This window comes from Dyadobacter psychrotolerans, assembly GCF_004349265.1.
In the GTDB taxonomy this organism is placed as follows: domain Bacteria; phylum Bacteroidota; class Bacteroidia; order Cytophagales; family Spirosomataceae; genus Dyadobacter; species Dyadobacter psychrotolerans.
The window spans coordinates 134472-150909 of sequence record NZ_SMFL01000003.1; the positions used below are offsets into that span (position 1 = coordinate 134472).

Genomic DNA, 16438 nt, shown 5'->3' on the forward strand with positions numbered 1-16438 from the left:
ACAGGTGTAATTTTAGTTAAAGTGTAAAATTTTCTAATTTTTTTTCATGATGCATTTAAATTTCAAAAAAATAGGAGAAACCGGACCCGCGATCGTTATACTTCACGGTGTTTTTGGATTCTTAGACAACTGGCTTACAGTAGGTAAAACAATCTCAGATCATGGCTATCAGGTGTATCTGGTTGATCAGCGAAACCATGGCCGTTCTCCTCATGAAGGCAGCCTGAATTACGAAACTTTTGCAAGTGATCTGAAAGAATTCCTCGCTCAGCAAGGGCTAACATCGCCTGTTTTGTTAGGACATTCCATGGGAGGAAAAACGGTTATGGAATATGCAGTAACTTACCCGGGTACTTATGAAACGCTCGTGATAGCCGATATTGGTCCCAAAGCTTACCCTATTCATCACCGAAAAATACTGGCGGGTTTAAATACGATCAAACTTGAAGAGATCGAAAACAGGCAGCAGGCAGACGATGCCCTGGCAGCTTACGAGCCACTGCTCCCGGTTCGTCAGTTTTTATTAAAAAATCTTTACAGGAAAGATGAAGGTGGTTTTGGCTGGCGGTTCAATTTACCGTTACTAACCAATGAAATGGCAAATGTAGGAAGGGAAATTGTTTCAGAAATGACCATAGACGTGCCAACAATGTTTATGCGCGGCGATAAGTCAGACTACATTCAGGATGAAGACTGGGAAGGAATCCTGAAATTATTTCCTAATGCAAAACTGGAAACGATCGAAAATTCAGGGCACTGGATACAGGCAGAACAGCCAAAAGCTTTTGTAAAAGCCCTGATCGACTTTCTTACCTGACGATATTATCTTTTAATTTCGGAGATATTTATAACGGGCACCATCGCAGTAAGTGACAATTATTTCATCATTTTTCCATTCCATTTCCCAGGTTTCGCAGTAAATACAGTCAACCAGGGAGCATAATGGATTGGTAAGTGAAGGATTGGTGCGTACATCCAAAGTCTTGCCGTTAATCAGCACGTTTTTGGGAGAACAGCAAACGGCAAGTCCATCCTTGTCGAGAATTGTTCCGTCGGTCCCGAATATCCGCGTTTCAGATGGCTTGAAATCCACTTTTTCCCAAAATTTCTTTCCGTAGGTTCCTTTTTCAATTTCTGCCAGTCTCCATGTTCCGGAAATGGAAGCAAAATTTGGAGTAGCTTCATCGCTGTCCTTTTTGCAGGAAAGTAAAAGGAATAAAAACAGTAAAACAGATAGTTGTCGTAACATTGCATTTAACTTTGCTTAATTATTATGACAATTTCTGAGCTGAAATGGTTGGAAAGGATGTTTGATATTATTAAAAAAAATTATGAATTCTAAGAATTTATCGCTCTATCTAATTCCTACTGTACTTGCCGAGTATACTTCCGATAAGGTATTAAGCCCTCAGATAGCCGATGCCATTATAAATCTGGATACTTTTTTTGTCGAAAACATAAGAACTGCCCGTCGGTTTATAAGCGGATTAAAACTGGGGAAGGTAATAGATGAACTTACATTTATTGAGTTAACCAAGGACACTCCTGCCGGAGAAACAAGACAACAGCTGCTGGATCTGACCAAAAATGCCGGTATTATTTCGGAAGCAGGCTGCCCGGGTGTGGCCGATCCGGGTGCAGTTGCGGTGAGGCTGGCCCACGAAATTGGCATATCGGTTGTACCGCTGGTGGGTCCTTCGTCCATTTTGCTTGCTTTGATGGCTTCAGGAATGAGCGGACAGTCCTTCGCTTTTCATGGATATCTACCTATAGATAAGGCGGATCGAAAAAAGATGATCCAGCAGCTCGAGAGGGAAGCGCAAATACGAAACCAAACGCAGATCTTTATGGAAACTCCTTTCCGAAATAATCAGCTTATGGAGGCCGTTTTGGAAACCTGCCAGCCGGACACGCGACTATGTGTTGCAAGCAGTATCACAGCTGTTGATGAGTTTATCAAAACGTTGTCAATCAGACATTGGAGAAAAGATAAACCTGATCTGCATAAAAAACCTACTATTTTTTTGATAGGTTAATTTCCGCCTCCAGATAGTGAATATCAGTTAAAAAGTCATTTTCAATTAAAACTGTTTTCATTTTTTCCAACCCTACTATACATTTCCGGGTCATTCAAACGTGTATTGGTTATTTACTAAACAAGAGGTAAAATGAAAAAATGGATAATATGGATGGGTCTGGCACTCTTTCCCGGATTGTATTCCTGTACTGACGATAATTTGAACGGAGCAGTTATGCTCGATAACAAGTTTGAACAAACTGTGGAGGGCTGGGCTGCGGGCTTTGCCGAATACAGTTCTGCTACGGACTCGGCAAGCCTGGAAAAAGCCGCCGGAAGAGCCCGGCTGCCGGCTGTGCTGGATTCGACCATATATGGTTTTAAAATCCAGAGTCACAACCGGAGCGACGATATGTTTATGTACTTAAAACGAAAAATATCCGGACTGACACCCAACGGAAATTACAATGTTGTTTTTGATATAACACTTGGAACGCCTTATACAGACAAAGGTATCGGTGCAGGCGGGTCACAGGGAGGTGCAACTTACATTAAGGCCGGTGCCTCCAACAAAGAGCCCGTAGCAACTTTAACATCCGGGTTTTACAGTTTTAATCTGGACAAAGGAAATCAATCAGAGAACGGCAAAGAAATGGTCGTTTTAGGAAATATTTCAAATGGATTGGAAGCGGATGGTTACAAGCTCGTGCAGCGTTCCAACGGAGGAGCACCGGTTCCGGTAACCGCAAATGCAAACGGTGAAATCTGGCTCTGTGTTGGAACAGACTCCGGTTTTGAAGGATTAACCGTTTTGTACTACGACAGAATCCGGACAACCATTATCGAAAGAACAGCAAACTAATTTCCTTAATTTCGAAACTGCCATTACAATGTATGTTATTGTAGTGGCAGTTTTTTGTATCTATCAAAAGCAAGTCGCAGCAGAACAGTTTGCCGGCAGTTTTGTAACTTCGGCACTTAATTCCGGTACAAGCCGGAAAAAGCTTTAAATAAATGATACAAATAAAATCTTTTACTTTTAATCCGTTTTCGGAAAACACCTATCTTCTTTACGATGAAACTGGGGAAGCGGTAATCGTTGATCCTGGTTGTTATGGTGCAGAAGAAACCAGCCAGTTATACGGTTTTATTGAAAGTCATAATTTAGCCCCTGTACGTATTATCAACACACATGCACACATCGACCACGTGTTAGGTGTGGCGGCCGTAAAAGCAAAATATAATATTCCTTTTTTATTGCATATAATTGATGAGCCACTGTTAAAAGCCGTCAGAACTTACGCACCTAATTATGGTTTTCCTGCATTTGATGAACCGGAAATAGATGGTTATCTGGATGAGGGCAGCATTGTAACGTTTGGAAATTCTTTACTGAAAGTGATTTTTGTGCCCGGCCATGCGCCTGGTCATATTGCATTTGTAAGTGATGAACAAAGATTTGTGATTGGCGGGGATGTTCTTTTCCGGCAGAGTATCGGCCGCACGGATCTGCCAGGCGGAGATTTCGATACACTCATTGGCAGTATAAAAAACAAGCTTTTTACGCTTCCGGACGATTACACCGTTTATGCAGGCCACATGGGTCCTACGACAATTGGTTTTGAAAAGAAAAATAACCCGTTTTTGAAATAGGTAAATCCATTATTGCTTACATCCTGCCCAAATCATGATCAGAAGAAATTTACCGAATGCGCTTACCTGCGGCAATCTTTTGTGTGGCTGCATTGGTATTGTCGAAGTTTTTCATGGCAATATTGTTTTATCCTGTTATCTAATAGGCGTCGCGCTCATCTTTGACTTTTTCGATGGCTTCCTGGCTAGACTTTTAAAAGTAAGCTCCCCTATTGGCCGTGATCTGGATTCATTGGCTGACATGGTGACCTTTGGTGTTTTGCCTTCGGTGATCGTATTTCAGTTGTTAATGGGAAGCACTCCAAAAAATATGGACGAAATATGGAAACCCTATCTCGCCTTCTTTATCGCGATTTTCTCCGCAATACGTCTGGCAAAATTCAATAACGATCCCCGCCAAAGCGATACTTTCATTGGAGTTCCAACGCCGGCAAACGCCCTACTGATCGGTTCGCTACCCGTTATCGTACATCAATATGGAGCGATTTGGGAGCAAATTATTGTCAATACCAGTAATCTGCTTATTCTAACCTTTGTGATGTCATTTTTACTCGTGGCCGAACTGCCGTTGCTGGCTTTAAAGTTTAAGGCATTTGGATGGAAAGGTAATGAAATACGTTATTCTTTTATTCTGATCAGCGCTTTACTTTTGATCTTTTTTCAGATTCTTGCAATTCCTGTGATATTGATTTTGTACATATTTGTCTCGCTGCTGTCCAATTTATCGAAAACTAACTGACTTAATTGGTAACAAAAACTTTTTGTTGCAATTTTGCAAGCCCTGCGTATTCAAGCTATGAAAAGCAGACGATTATGTAACCTGGCTGAACCACATTACCTGACTTTAAGCTATTACTTTTTCTTATTCATTTTATGATTTATTCCCGAATTACCGGTCTTGGATATTACGTGCCCGACAACGTTGTAACAAACAATGATCTGACCAAATGGATGGAGACATCGGATGAATGGATTCAGGAACGTACCGGGATTAAAGAGCGCAGGTACTTCGAACATGGAAAGGACACCAATTACAGCATGGCAACCGCCGCCTCACGCCAGGCACTGGAACGTGCAGGTCTTTCTCCAAATGACATAGATGTAATCGTTTATGCCACAATCACCCCGGACTACTTTTTCCCGGGATCTGCTTTTTTGATGCAGCGGGAATTACAGATGGATGGCAAGCCGGTGATTGATATCCGTGAGCAGTGTTCAGGTTTTGTATATGCACTTTCCATAGCGGACCAGTTTATTAAATCAGGAATGTACAAATCCGCGCTTGTGGTAGGCTCAGAAATTCAGTCGTCCTGGATAGACAAGAGCACGGCAGGAAGAAATACGGCAGTAATTTTTGGTGATGGTGCGGGAGCAGCGGTTCTGCAGACTACGAAAGATCCAGGTCATTCTATTTTATCCACACACCTTCATGCCGACGGAAGGTTTGCGGAAGATCTTTATGTGAAAGAGCCAGGCAGCAGCCGTCCGGGTCGTACTGCAACAAAAGAGATGATTGAAGAAGGTGGTTTTAATGTATATATGAATGGAAACGCTGTTTTCAAACATGCGATTGTAAAATTCGGAGAGGTAATCAATGAAGCTTTGAGCGCTAACGGATATCAGTCTTCTGATATAAACTTACTGGTTCCTCATCAGGCCAACATCCGTATCAGCGATTACGTAAGACAGCAAATGGGATTATCGGAAGATCAGGTTATCAACAATATCCAGCGCTTCGGAAATACAACTGCTGCATCAATTCCAATTGCACTTTCGGAAGCATGGGAAATGGGCAAGTTAAAAGATGGGGATCTTATATGCCTTGCCGCATTTGGTAGTGGTTTTACCTGGGCCTCTGCACTAATTCGCTGGTAACTTTAAAACAATTAAAATAATTTTCCCTAATACTGACCGACAGATAACATTACCAGTGTACAGCCCTGTACTGGTACGATATTTATAGAACTCAGTATGCTTTCAAATTCGGGATTTTCGGTTCCGGGATTAAAGATGACACGTTTGGGATTCAGAGATATGATATAATCGTAATACTCTGGCTGGTGGCTGGGATTAATGTAGAGTGTAACCGTATCTACGTCGGTCCATGCAACTTTTTCCAAATGTATTTCCTGCCCAATGGCGAAACCCTTTCTACGGCCAAGCAATAGAATCGGATGCCCCATAGCAGTTAATCTCTGAGCAGCTAAGTAAGCGTATCTGGAAGGATTTGAAGATGCTCCGACAATTAAGGTGCGTTTCATTATAGTGTAGTTAAATAAATAAAAGTGAGAATAAATTTCATCACTGATGCTGTAAAAAAGCCTAAAGGTAAATTTTTATCACAAGAATCATGCCAGGATTTCAGTAAGACACAAACAACATTATTATACTAAAAAAATGAATGAGTCAAATGTAAGTCGGAGTTATTGGAACGAAAAGTGGGCTAGGATCATCTTCGCAGAAATTGAAAATGCTCCTCATTATGAAGTTTCTAACTATGGAAGACTGAAAAGCTTTCAAAACAACCCTAAGGATGGAGCTGTTATAAAAGGATCAGTGATACAGGGATACAGGTCGCTTAATATCAGGGCGAGTGGTGGAAAGACAATCAATCGTTATGTACATAAGCTGGTTGCGGAATATTTTGTTGACAAAACAAGTGATGACCATGCTTTCGTCATCCACATCGATTTTGAAAAGCAGAACAACTACTATGAGAATCTCAAATGGGTAACCAAGGCAGAGATGATCGAGCACAACAAAGAGAATCCGGCTTTCATCAACAGAGTAATTCCAAGGAGAACGAAGAACTACAAGCTAACAGAGAGTAAAGTTCGTATTATCAAAAAGCTTTTGAAAAACGACAACAATCGTTTGAAAATGATTGCCAAGCAATTTGGTATTACACACACACAGCTAAACCGGATCAGATCAGGCGAAAACTGGAAACATGTAACGATTGAAGATTAACGGTGAGAACTACTTTCCCGCGAGTGTAGAAACCGTATAACCGCTCCCGTTCAAACCTTCCTCGTAGTCAACGGACAAGCCGACGACATACATTAGGTGCCTTCTGTCAATATAAACCCTGATCCCCTCTATCAGGTAAAGTTGATCGAAGTCAGTTTGTGTATCAAAGCCAAGAAGAAAAGTACCGCTGCACGCTCCCCCCTTCAATCCTACCCTTAACCCGTAGGTGCCAGGTATCTTGTTTGCGAGAAGGGTTGAGATTATCTCAGCTTTGGCTTTTTCTGTAATTTGTATCGGGTCTTCCATTGTCCGGATTATTATGGCTTTGGTTCACTTCGGCAAAACCAGCAAGTTAGCCGGAATTTCAGGCTCAGCATTACTGATCTTGGTTATTTCAAAAGAACATAACACAGCTAACATCATTTTTTCAGATTGAATTCGTTCAATTGACATAATTCTTCGGATTAATTTTGAGTTAATCTCGTAATTTTGGCTTTATTCAATACCAATAATATTGTATTAACCCATGGAGTATTACATTTTACTAACGGCTGTTCTGCTTGGAGCGGGCGTTATTTACGGAGTATATTTAACCATCACGACGGTCGCAGACAAGATCTTTGAAAAACAAAGATGGGATATCCGCAGCAAACAAACAGAGATCACGCTGCCACTGAGATTGCAGGCATATGAACGAATGTGTTTGTATTTGGAACGGATCAGCCCGGGCAATCTTCTGCTCAGACTTGTACCTCAGGCATCTACCGCACTTGAACTACAGCAAATTTTGCTAAATGAGATTCGCGAAGAATACAATCATAATGCGGCTCAGCAGATGTACATCAGTAACAATGCCTGGGAGCAGATCAGCCATGCCATGAACGAGGTAGTAGCCGAAATTAACAACGCAGCTGCGGAGGTGTCCCCTGATTCACCTGCGTCGGATTTGGGCAAAAAAATCTTTTCACATGTTATCAATAAGGAAGTCCAGCCGACAACACATGCGCTGCGTGTTCTGAAAGACGAAATCAGGGAGATTTTTTAAATGAACCAATTCTTTCTGAAAAGAATTATTTTAATGCCCCAGGGCAAATTTAGGAGTCTCAGGAATTTAAAGCGGACAGCCAGCGGCTAAAAGCTAATAGCCAAAAAATGTTATACCCAAAAACGATTGAACAAAAATTAGGTTTTGATAAGCTGCGTGAATGGCTTAACGATGCTTGTATAAGTCCGTTAGGACAATATTTTGTAGAGAAAATAAGATTTTCAGATAATTTCGGACTGGTTGAAAAACTCGTCAGCCAAACGGCCGAGATGAAGAAAATCATGGAAATTGGTGAAAATTTCCCGTCACAAAACTATATTGACGCCACCCCTTATCTGAAAAGAGCAGCAATTGAAGGAATGCTTTTGACACAAAGTGAATTTTCGGATCTGAAGGCTTCATTGCAGACAATCAGGTCGATTATCCGCTTTTTTGAAAATCAGGAAGAGGAAGCGTTTCCTTTGCTGGGTGAATATTCCGGGAATGTCAGAGTTGACAAAGCGATCACCGATGCCATTGAAAAGATTATTGACGACCGTGGACAGATCAGAGATTCGGCTTCTTCTGAGCTTACACGTATCCGCCGCAGGCTGATATCCGAACAGGCAGGCATCCGTAAAAGGCTGGATACCCTGCTTAAATCGGCAAAAAGCAGTGGCTGGGTAAGCGATGATGTCTCTTTAACGGTACGCAACGGCAGAATGGTAATCCCGGTTGCAGCTGAACACAAACGTAAACTAAAAGGATTTATTCACGACGAATCGGCCACAGGACAAACTGTTTTTATCGAACCAACCGATGTTTTTGAATCCAACAACGAAATCCGTGAACTTGAATATGAGGAAAGAAGGGAAATAAACCGGATACTAATGGAACTTACCAGTCAGTTAAGACCATTTGTTCCTGATCTCCAAAAGGCTTATCAGTTTCTTGGTTTAATGGATTTCCTTCGGGCAAAAGCAAAGCTGGCTTCGGAAATGAGTGCCATTCACCCGACATTTTCCAACAATCAATTTATTGACTGGCGCGAAGCCCGGCATCCGCTGCTTCATTTGTCATTTCAAAAACAGGGAAAAAAGGTTGTTCCGCTTAATATTGAATTAAAAGAAAAAGAAAGAATCCTGATTGTTTCAGGTCCTAATGCAGGAGGAAAGTCGGTATCGCTTAAAACGGTTGGACTTATTCAGTATATGTTCCAGTGCGGTTTGCTGGTACCGATGCGTGAAGATTCTTCTATGGGCTTTTTCCAGAATATCTTTATCGATATTGGTGATGAGCAGTCCCTTGAAAATGACTTGAGTACATACAGCTCTCATTTAACAAACATGCGCCATTTCCTGTCGATGGCCAACAAACGTACGTTGTTCCTGATCGATGAGTTTGGAACGGGAACTGAGCCAGGCCTTGGTGGTGCCATTGCCGAAGCTATTTTGGAAGATTTAACGAAATCAGGAGCTTATGGTGTAATCAACACGCATTACACCAACCTGAAAGTTTTAGCAGATAAAACGGAGGGACTTGTTAACGGAGCCATGCGTTTTGACGGAGAGCATCTGGAACCGCTATATCAGCTCGAAATTGGCCGCCCGGGAAGTTCTTTCGCATTTGAAATCGCTTCTAAAATAGGATTACCAAAAGGTGTTATAAACCGGGCAAAGGACAAACTGGGAACACAGCAGGTTAACTTTGAAAAGCTGCTTAAAGAACTCGATATTGAAAGGAAAGTGTTTTCTGAGAAAAATATTGAACTTGGAATTAAGGAAAGAAAGTTAACCAAACAGCTGGCAGATTATACCGCACTGAAATCCAGTCTGGAAACGAATGAAAAGAAAATAGTTAATGAGGCTAAGCAAAAGGCAAAAACATTATTGTCGGACGCGAATCAGCTGATCGAAAATACAATCCGGGAAATAAAGGAGAACAAAGCGGATAAGGAAAAAACAAAAACAGTCCGCCAGCAACTTGATAAGTTTAATAAGGTTAGTCTGGAACCGGAAGTTATCGTTGAAACCATCCCTGCCGAGGATGTTTACGAACCGGAAGACGGTGCAATTGTTCCAGGCAGTTATGTTCGCGTTGTTGGACAAACAGCCATTGGCGAAGTAATTGCGTTAAGAGGAAAAGATGCTGAAATAAGGATTGGAGATCTTAAATCCACAATTAAGTTAAACCGACTTGAGAAAGTAAGCAACAAAACGTACAAGGCTGCTACCGGTGAAAAGAAACTAAAAACCAGTGCAAAAGGCGTAGATCTAAACGAACGCATGATGAATTTCAGTTTCAATCTGGACATGCGCGGAAAGCGTGGCGAGGAGGCGCTGGGCATTGTTGACCAGTTTATGGACAACGCGATTATGCTTGGTTACGATGAAATACGCGTTGTGCATGGAAAAGGTGACGGAATCCTGAGAACGCTGGTCCGAAACCATTTAAGAGGATACTCCCAGGTTGGCAGCATGCAGGACGAGCACCCGGATCGCGGTGGCGCCGGCGTAACGATTGTGAAGCTGAAATAAAGAATTCATAAACTGCAAAACAGCAAAAACCCACTTCACAAAAAACGTAGAAGTGGGTTTTTGGATTATAAATCGGAACGTCACCAGACAAACTGCCACAAAAAAGCAAGCACCATGGGCAGTACGATGGCAAGAACCAGATTGATAAAAAATCTTTTGTCCGAATTTAATAAAAAGAAAGAAAATGTTGAGACCAGATAAACACCTGACAGTATCAGCATAAAATAATAAGTTACTATAACCCCGGTACCACAGAAGGCAATGCCGGATTCCGCTTGCTTATTGCCAATTAGTACGATCATAAAAGTAAAAAGCACCCACATAAACAGATACATCACATACGTCACACAGGCAACAGGATGTCTTTTCAAATCAGAAATTGCGATCATTTTGAAAAAGTTAGCTGTGATTTATTTCATTAAACTTTGTAATACATCGAGATTTATTTTTTGATCAAAAATTGCACGAAAAGGGATCGTAAAGCCTTGTACTGCATCACTGCTTATATATTGCTTAGGGTTAACCGGCATTTGCGGTTCATATTCCATTACTTCAATATCCAACAAATACTTTTCAACCGTTTCCCGGATCGGATCGACAATCCAGTATTCCGTTACTCCATGCGCAGCATAATCCTTAAACTTAACCCCTCTGTCACGCTCCTCTGTGCCCCTTGATAAAACTTCAACGATTAAGTCTGGAGCAGGATGCTGCATCTGATTTACATGAAAATGTGATGCTTTTTCCTTTCCCCAAAAACATATATCAGGTTCGTAATCGTTTCTGCTTAGAGATATCAAAGCTTTTTCTGAATCAACCTGCCCAAGATCATGTGAAATAACATACACACTTAAAAGCCTGAATAGATTACCAACGACGTTCAGGTGACTCCTTTTCACAGGAGAATGCATAATGATTTCACCGTTTATAAATTCGGCTTTTTGATCTTCTTTGATCCAATCATAAAATGCCTTCCTCCTCTCTGCCTCGTTCGCCAGGGCTACCTGTATCTTTTCAATGATGAAAGCAACATTTGGTTCATCAAGAAGTTTATTTACCAATTCGGGCTGCATAAATCCACTTTTAAAATGACATTGCTTTCAAAAATAATTAAAGATATGGCTTAAAACAAGAATCGGCTATTACCCTTGGGTAATAGCCGATTCTTGTTTTTGAAAAGATTTTATAGCTGGGGCTGCTCAGCAACCTTGGCCTCTTCAGTCTGACCTGGCTTCGGATTACCCGCCCAAAACCATAACACCACAAAGGCGACAATTAAGATAAGGGGGAATGTCAACATAGTTGACAGTGTATCTTGCCCAGCTGCCAATTCCAGTGCTGCCCCTGTAAGACCTTTCGCCTCATGTTCAGCATGAGCGGCATCTATCCATCCACCAATAAATGGCTGAAAAATTGAGGTTGAAAGCATACCTACCCCACCAATAATCGACATACCCAGAGCGCCACTCAGGGGAACGCGTTGCGCAACAAAACCAATCATAATTGGCCAGTTAAAACATACGCCAAGGCCAAAAATCACTGCCGCCAGATAAGCAATTGGACCAGTGACTGTACTGAACATATAAATTCCAATGGCTGCTAAAATTGCCCCTCCAAACAGAACTCCTGTTTGTCCCAGTTTACCCACAACAGGTCCTGTAAAAAGTCTTCCTAGTGTCATTACACCGAAAGTCAATGCTAAAACCAGCATAGCATCTGCTCCACTACTACTTAATACCACAGTTACCCACTGATTAGGACCAAATTCCGTGATTGCGGTTACTGCCATGCAACAGAAGATAAAGATATAGAGAGGAGTTAACATAGCCTGGAAGTTTTTTGCAATAGAAGTAACTCCCTCGATTTTTGGCTTTGGAAAAGCCTGACCAAAAAATAAAAATGCGTAAACCACTGTTGGTAACATAAGAACCCAAATCTGAGTTTGCCATGACGATCCAGCGCTAGTCATAAATTTAGATATCAGACTTCCAATTACAATCCCACCCGGAAACCACATGTGAAACCTGCCCAGCATTTTGTTGAGCTTATTACTTGTATACATGTCCGCAATCATAGGATTACAGGCGGCTTCGGTACAACCATTCCCGAAACCAATGAAAAATGTAGATATCAATAAGCCAGAATAACCCCCAGCATAAATAGTTAATAGAATGCCCAGTGTGTGTGCAACAACCGCCACCTGCATAATAATTTTTGGGCCGATGGTGTGATATACAAGCCCACCAATAATCATTGAAATTGGAAAGCCAAAAAAGAACATAGAGTTGATAAACCCAAGTTGTTCGGCATTAAGGCCAAATTCAGTTCCTAATTGAGGAAGAATACCTGCCCTAATACTAAAAGAGAAGGCAGTAGTAATGATGGCAAGACAACTTGCGTTAAAAAGCCGTGAGCTGTTAATAGGCTGGGTCATGAGGACTAGTGAATTATATAATTAGATTTAATAGAATAAGAACTTTTTGCTATTGATTTTATTTAACATTTTCACAAAAAAAACAAATAGCGGGCAAATCTACTACACTATTCTCCAACTATGCCGTGTTTTTTATACTATAAATTTATATTTGTAAGAAGTAAGAGTGATGTATACTACTCTTTCTAAATAGAAAATCTTTTCAAAACTTTAAACCAACAGGAATGTCACGAAAGATAAGAATGGGTATGGTCGGTGGTTCCCTGGATGCATTTATAGGAGGAGTACACCGTCGTGCAGCCATTATGGATGGTGAAATTGAACTGGTTTGCGGTGTTTTCAGCTCGAATCCCGAGAAATCCAAAGAAACCGGAAAAGCCCTGTATTTACCTGAAAACAGAGTTTATGATAACTTTGAAGAGATGATTCTGAAAGAAAAGGAATTACCACTTGGCGAAAGAATGGATTTCGTGTCCATCGTAACACCCAACCACGTACATGCTGCCCCAACAAAGCTGGCACTGGAAAACGGATTCCATGTCGTTTGCGATAAGCCAATAACTTTGAATACCGAAGAAGCGGAAGAAATTGCGGAATTGGTGGATCGTACCGGTCTGCTATTTTGCCTGACGCATAACTACACGGGTTATCCGATGGTGAAAGAAGCAAAACACATGATTGCCTCAGGAGCTATCGGAAAAGTCAGAAAAGTGATTGTGGAATATCCGCAGGGCTGGCTTGCAACACTCGTTGAAGTAACAGGAAACAAACAGGCTGCATGGAGAACTGATCCAAGCAGATCAGGAGCAGCAGGCGGATTGGGAGATATTGGTACGCACGCAGAAAATCTGGCAGAGTATATTACAGGTTTAAAAATTACACAGCTTTGTGCCGATCTGACCATTTTCGTTGAAGGACGCCTTTTAGATGACGATGCAAATATTTTGCTGAGGTTCGATAACGGAGCAAAAGGTATTTTACAAAACAGCCAGATTGCCAATGGTGAAGAAAATGACCTGAATATTCGTATTTATGGAGAAACCGGCGGACTGGTCTGGAAACAACTGGATCCGAATACTTTAATTCATAAAACAAATCAGGGAGCCCGCATTATCCGTACAGGCGTAGGTAATCTGTCACAGGCGGCACAGGTGCATACCCGTATTCCCGCGGGTCACCCGGAAGGATATTTTGAAGCATTTGCCAATCTTTACCGTAATTTCGCCTTCCAGCTGCGCGCCAGATGGGAAGGCAAAAAGGCCGATCCGGTTTACGATTTCCCTTCTGCACAGGATGGTTTACGGGGAATGAAATTCATTGATACCGTTTTAGCTTCCGACAAATCAGACCAGAAATGGACGGACTTTGAATGACGACTAATCATTGTGAGATGTGAAAAGGAAATAAAGACTTTCATTATCAACGCTTACATTTAACATTTCACTTTTTACTTTTTACTAATCCATTTATGAACAAAATTAAAGTTGGCGTAGTAGGTACAGGCTTCATCGGACCTGCACACATTGAAGCTCTCAGACGCCTTCCTAATGTAGAAGTTGTAGCCCTTTGTGAAGTTACCGCCGAACTGGCAAGAGAAAAAGCGGACGCTCTTGGTATTGAACGCTCTTATACTTTTGACGAATTGCTGAAACAGGATGACGTTCAGGCTATCCACATCTGTACGCCCAACTTCCTTCATTATTCGCAGTCAAAAGCCGCTTTACTTGCAGGAAAACATGTTATTTGTGAGAAACCTCTTGCAAAAGATTTAGTGGAAGCCGAGGAACTGGTTGAACTGGCAGCAAAAAGCGGTTTGGTAAATGCCGTTCATTTTAACCTGCGCTATTATCCGCTGGCCCGCCAGATGAAATCAATGCGCGAAAAAGGAGAACTGGGTGAAATTTATTCTTTCATGGGTTCATATTTACAGGATTGGCTGTTTTACGAAACAGATTACAACTGGCGCCTTGAACCGGACAAATCAGGAGATTCGAGAGCGATTGCCGATATCGGCTCCCACTTAATGGACATTTTAGAATACATCACAGGACTTAAGACAGTATCTGTAATGGCTGACTTCAATACAATCCATAAAACCCGCAAAAAGCCGCTTAAAGCTGTTGAGACCTATTCAGGAAAAATGCTTCAGCCTGAGGACTATGCTGATGTACCTATTAACACTGAGGATCACGCCAATGTGCTTCTGCGTTTTGACAACGGAAGCAAAGGTGTCATTACAGTTTCCCAGGTTCACGCAGGACGTAAAAACCGTATGACTCTGGAAATTTCAGGATCCAAGAAAACATTTAACTGGACTTCTGAAGCGCCAAACGAAATGTGGATTGGGAATCGCGACAAAAGCAATGAAGTGCTTATCCGTGACCCATCGCTTGTAAATGAAGATGTTCGTTCACTGATCACTTTCCCGGGCGGACACAACGAAGGTTTCTCTGATACTTCGAAACAATTATTCAAAGAGGTTTACGCGGCTATCGAAGCCGGGAAACAGCCCGAAAACCCATCTTTCCCCACTTTTGCCGACGGTTATCGCGAATTATTAATCTGCGAAAAAATCCTGGAAAGCAATAAAAAACAAGGCTGGGTGGAGATTTAATTTCGAGTTGGTGAATGATAGAATTCACTTTCAGTGCATTAAAACATTGTCGGCAGGCTAATTGCTAAAAGCTGACAGCTAAAAGCTAAATTATTATGAAAACTATAAAAGGGCCGGGTATTTTTCTTGCTCAGTTTCTGGGAGATGAAGCACCGTTTAATACTTTCGACGGAATAACCCAATATATGGCAGATCTGGGTTACAAAGGTGTGCAGATTCCTATCTGGGATACAAGAATCATTGACGTAAAACTTGCAGCAGAATCGCAGACTTACGCCGATGAACTTAAAGGAAAACTAAAAGATAAAGGTCTGGAAGTAACAGAACTTGCCTCCCATATCATTGGTCAGCTGGTTGCATCGCATCCGGTTTACGATGATATGTATGACGGTTTTGCCATTCCGGAAGTTCGTAAAAATCCAAAAGCACGCGCGGAATGGGCAGTGCAGCAGTTGAAATATACAGCGGTTGCCAGCAAAAACCTGGGACTGAAAGCGAGTGCAACTTTTTCAGGAGCACTTGCCTGGCCGTTTTTGTACCCATGGCCACAGCGTCCTGCGGGCCTGGTAGAAACGGCATTTAAGGAACTTGCAGCACGCTGGAAGCCAATTCTGGATGTTTATGACGAAAACGGCGTGGATGTTTGTTACGAACTCCACCCAGGTGAAGATCTTTTTGATGGGTATACTTTTGAGATGTTTGTAGATTACCTCGACGGACACAAAAGAGCCAACATCAACTACGATCCCAGTCATTTCGTATTGCAGCAACTCGACTACCTGCAATTCATTGATCTTTACCACGACCGCATCAAAGCGTTCCACGTTAAAGACGCTGAATTTAACCCGACCGGAAAACAAGGCGTTTACAGCGGTTTCGCAGGCTGGGCGGATCGTGCGGGACGTTTCCGTTCACTGGGCGACGGACAGGTAGATTTTAAATCTATATTCTCAAAACTTTCCCAGTACAATTACGATAGCTGGGCGGTTCTTGAATGGGAATGCTGCATCAAATCACCTACACAGGGAGCTGCGGAAGGCGCACCGTTTATTGCAAACCAAATTATCGAAGTGACTACAAAAGCGTTCGATGATTTTGCAGGAACAGGAGCCGACGAAGCATTTAACAGGAAAGCACTGGGACTTTAGTTAATAAATGTCTGCTTAACAAGTATATTTAAAACCTATCT

General features: G+C 41.9%; 18 protein-coding genes. 12 read left to right on the plus strand and 6 right to left on the minus strand.

Features of this window, described 5'->3' with window-relative positions:
* Positions 1-46: 46 nt before the first annotated feature.
* On the plus strand, positions 47-817 hold the full coding sequence (locus tag E0F88_RS08280; RefSeq protein WP_310589720.1) for an alpha/beta fold hydrolase: 771 nt from the start codon (positions 47-49) through the stop codon (positions 815-817).
* Positions 818-829: 12 nt separating this feature from the next.
* Here the strand turns inward: E0F88_RS08280 and E0F88_RS08285 are convergent, their stop codons facing one another.
* Entirely contained in the window at positions 830-1249 is a 420-nt protein-coding gene (locus E0F88_RS08285) for a hypothetical protein (protein ID WP_131957772.1), read from the minus strand.
* Between the two features lie 82 nt (positions 1250-1331).
* Between E0F88_RS08285 and E0F88_RS08290 the strand changes: the two genes are divergently transcribed.
* From E0F88_RS08290 to E0F88_RS08310, 5 genes are all read left to right on the plus strand, one after another.
* On the plus strand, positions 1332-2036 hold the full coding sequence (locus E0F88_RS08290) for an SAM-dependent methyltransferase (protein ID WP_131957773.1): 705 nt from the start codon (positions 1332-1334) through the stop codon (positions 2034-2036).
* A 132-nt stretch (positions 2037-2168) separates the two neighbouring features.
* On the plus strand, positions 2169-2879 hold the full coding sequence (locus tag E0F88_RS08295) for a hypothetical protein (RefSeq protein ID WP_131957774.1): 711 nt from the start codon (positions 2169-2171) through the stop codon (positions 2877-2879).
* A gap of 152 nt (positions 2880-3031) precedes the next feature.
* The gene (locus tag E0F88_RS08300) at positions 3032-3670 is read left to right on the plus strand and encodes an MBL fold metallo-hydrolase (RefSeq protein WP_131957775.1); all 639 of its coding nucleotides are present in this window, start codon (positions 3032-3034) and stop codon (positions 3668-3670) included.
* Between the two features lie 34 nt (positions 3671-3704).
* On the plus strand, positions 3705-4409 hold the full coding sequence (gene pssA, locus E0F88_RS08305; protein WP_131957776.1) for a CDP-diacylglycerol--serine O-phosphatidyltransferase: 705 nt from the start codon (positions 3705-3707) through the stop codon (positions 4407-4409).
* Positions 4410-4543: 134 nt separating this feature from the next.
* The gene (locus tag E0F88_RS08310; protein WP_131957777.1) at positions 4544-5545 is read left to right on the plus strand and encodes a 3-oxoacyl-ACP synthase III family protein; all 1002 of its coding nucleotides are present in this window, start codon (positions 4544-4546) and stop codon (positions 5543-5545) included.
* 26 nt (positions 5546-5571) lie between these two features.
* Here E0F88_RS08310 and E0F88_RS08315 read toward each other — a convergent pair whose 3' ends face one another.
* On the minus strand, positions 5572-5931 hold the full coding sequence (locus E0F88_RS08315) for a CoA-binding protein (RefSeq protein ID WP_131957778.1): 360 nt from the start codon (positions 5929-5931) through the stop codon (positions 5572-5574).
* Positions 5932-6067: 136 nt separating this feature from the next.
* Between E0F88_RS08315 and E0F88_RS08320 the strand changes: the two genes are divergently transcribed.
* On the plus strand, positions 6068-6640 hold the full coding sequence (locus tag E0F88_RS08320; protein WP_131957779.1) for an HNH endonuclease: 573 nt from the start codon (positions 6068-6070) through the stop codon (positions 6638-6640).
* Between the two features lie 9 nt (positions 6641-6649).
* Here E0F88_RS08320 and E0F88_RS08325 read toward each other — a convergent pair whose 3' ends face one another.
* Positions 6650-6946, minus strand: coding sequence for a HesB/IscA family protein (locus E0F88_RS08325; RefSeq protein WP_131957780.1), 297 nt, complete (start codon positions 6944-6946; stop codon positions 6650-6652).
* 220 nt (positions 6947-7166) lie between these two features.
* On the opposite strand from E0F88_RS08325, the gene E0F88_RS08330 reads away from it, so the two are divergent.
* A complete protein-coding gene (locus tag E0F88_RS08330; protein ID WP_131957781.1) occupies positions 7167-7685 on the plus strand; it encodes a DUF7935 family protein in 519 nt (172 codons plus the stop codon).
* Between the two features lie 107 nt (positions 7686-7792).
* Entirely contained in the window at positions 7793-10201 is a 2409-nt protein-coding gene (locus tag E0F88_RS08335) for an endonuclease MutS2 (protein ID WP_131957782.1), read from the plus strand.
* Between the two features lie 80 nt (positions 10202-10281).
* On the opposite strand, the gene E0F88_RS08340 is transcribed toward E0F88_RS08335, so the two are convergent.
* From E0F88_RS08340 to E0F88_RS08350, 3 genes are all read right to left on the minus strand, one after another.
* Positions 10282-10590 (minus strand): hypothetical protein, encoded by a 309-nt coding sequence (locus E0F88_RS08340; protein ID WP_131957783.1) that lies wholly within the window; start codon positions 10588-10590, stop codon positions 10282-10284.
* A 21-nt stretch (positions 10591-10611) separates the two neighbouring features.
* Positions 10612-11274: a Uma2 family endonuclease gene (locus tag E0F88_RS08345; RefSeq protein ID WP_131957784.1), complete on the minus strand. Its 663-nt coding sequence runs from the start codon at positions 11272-11274 to the stop codon at positions 10612-10614.
* Between the two features lie 110 nt (positions 11275-11384).
* Positions 11385-12635: an MFS transporter gene (locus E0F88_RS08350; protein ID WP_131957785.1), complete on the minus strand. Its 1251-nt coding sequence runs from the start codon at positions 12633-12635 to the stop codon at positions 11385-11387.
* Positions 12636-12877: 242 nt separating this feature from the next.
* On the opposite strand from E0F88_RS08350, the gene E0F88_RS08355 reads away from it, so the two are divergent.
* The 3 genes from E0F88_RS08355 to E0F88_RS08365 all read left to right on the plus strand — a co-directional run bounded on the left by E0F88_RS08355 (position 12878) and on the right by E0F88_RS08365 (position 16397).
* A complete protein-coding gene (locus E0F88_RS08355) occupies positions 12878-14008 on the plus strand; it encodes a Gfo/Idh/MocA family protein (protein ID WP_131958411.1) in 1131 nt (376 codons plus the stop codon).
* Between the two features lie 95 nt (positions 14009-14103).
* A complete protein-coding gene (locus E0F88_RS08360; protein ID WP_131957786.1) occupies positions 14104-15249 on the plus strand; it encodes a Gfo/Idh/MocA family protein in 1146 nt (381 codons plus the stop codon).
* Positions 15250-15344: 95 nt separating this feature from the next.
* Positions 15345-16397, plus strand: coding sequence for a sugar phosphate isomerase/epimerase family protein (locus E0F88_RS08365; protein WP_131957787.1), 1053 nt, complete (start codon positions 15345-15347; stop codon positions 16395-16397).
* The last annotated feature ends 41 nt before the right edge of the window (positions 16398-16438 follow it).

Bases quoted from the DNA above. Each gene is read 5' to 3' on its own strand.
- pssA (WP_131957776.1), top strand. From the start codon at position 3,705: ATGATCAGAAGAAATTTACCGAATGCGCTTACCTGCGGCAATCTTTTG.
- E0F88_RS08315 (WP_131957778.1), bottom strand. From the start codon at position 5,931: ATGAAACGCACCTTAATTGTCGGAGCATCTTCAAATCCTTCCAGATAC.
- E0F88_RS08365 (WP_131957787.1), top strand. From the start codon at position 15,345: ATGAAAACTATAAAAGGGCCGGGTATTTTTCTTGCTCAGTTTCTGGGA.
- E0F88_RS08350 (WP_131957785.1), bottom strand. From the start codon at position 12,635: ATGACCCAGCCTATTAACAGCTCACGGCTTTTTAACGCAAGTTGTCTT.
- E0F88_RS08310 (WP_131957777.1), top strand. From the start codon at position 4,544: ATGATTTATTCCCGAATTACCGGTCTTGGATATTACGTGCCCGACAAC.
- E0F88_RS08335 (WP_131957782.1), top strand. From the start codon at position 7,793: ATGTTATACCCAAAAACGATTGAACAAAAATTAGGTTTTGATAAGCTG.
- E0F88_RS08340 (WP_131957783.1), bottom strand. From the start codon at position 10,590: ATGATCGCAATTTCTGATTTGAAAAGACATCCTGTTGCCTGTGTGACG.
- E0F88_RS08295 (WP_131957774.1), top strand. From the start codon at position 2,169: ATGAAAAAATGGATAATATGGATGGGTCTGGCACTCTTTCCCGGATTG.
- E0F88_RS08280 (WP_310589720.1), top strand. From the start codon at position 47: ATGATGCATTTAAATTTCAAAAAAATAGGAGAAACCGGACCCGCGATC.
- E0F88_RS08290 (WP_131957773.1), top strand. From the start codon at position 1,332: ATGAATTCTAAGAATTTATCGCTCTATCTAATTCCTACTGTACTTGCC.
- E0F88_RS08300 (WP_131957775.1), top strand. From the start codon at position 3,032: ATGATACAAATAAAATCTTTTACTTTTAATCCGTTTTCGGAAAACACC.
- E0F88_RS08285 (WP_131957772.1), bottom strand. From the start codon at position 1,249: ATGTTACGACAACTATCTGTTTTACTGTTTTTATTCCTTTTACTTTCC.
- E0F88_RS08355 (WP_131958411.1), top strand. From the start codon at position 12,878: ATGGGTATGGTCGGTGGTTCCCTGGATGCATTTATAGGAGGAGTACAC.
- E0F88_RS08360 (WP_131957786.1), top strand. From the start codon at position 14,104: ATGAACAAAATTAAAGTTGGCGTAGTAGGTACAGGCTTCATCGGACCT.
- E0F88_RS08325 (WP_131957780.1), bottom strand. From the start codon at position 6,946: ATGGAAGACCCGATACAAATTACAGAAAAAGCCAAAGCTGAGATAATC.
- E0F88_RS08320 (WP_131957779.1), top strand. From the start codon at position 6,068: ATGAATGAGTCAAATGTAAGTCGGAGTTATTGGAACGAAAAGTGGGCT.
- E0F88_RS08345 (WP_131957784.1), bottom strand. From the start codon at position 11,274: ATGCAGCCCGAATTGGTAAATAAACTTCTTGATGAACCAAATGTTGCT.
- E0F88_RS08330 (WP_131957781.1), top strand. From the start codon at position 7,167: ATGGAGTATTACATTTTACTAACGGCTGTTCTGCTTGGAGCGGGCGTT.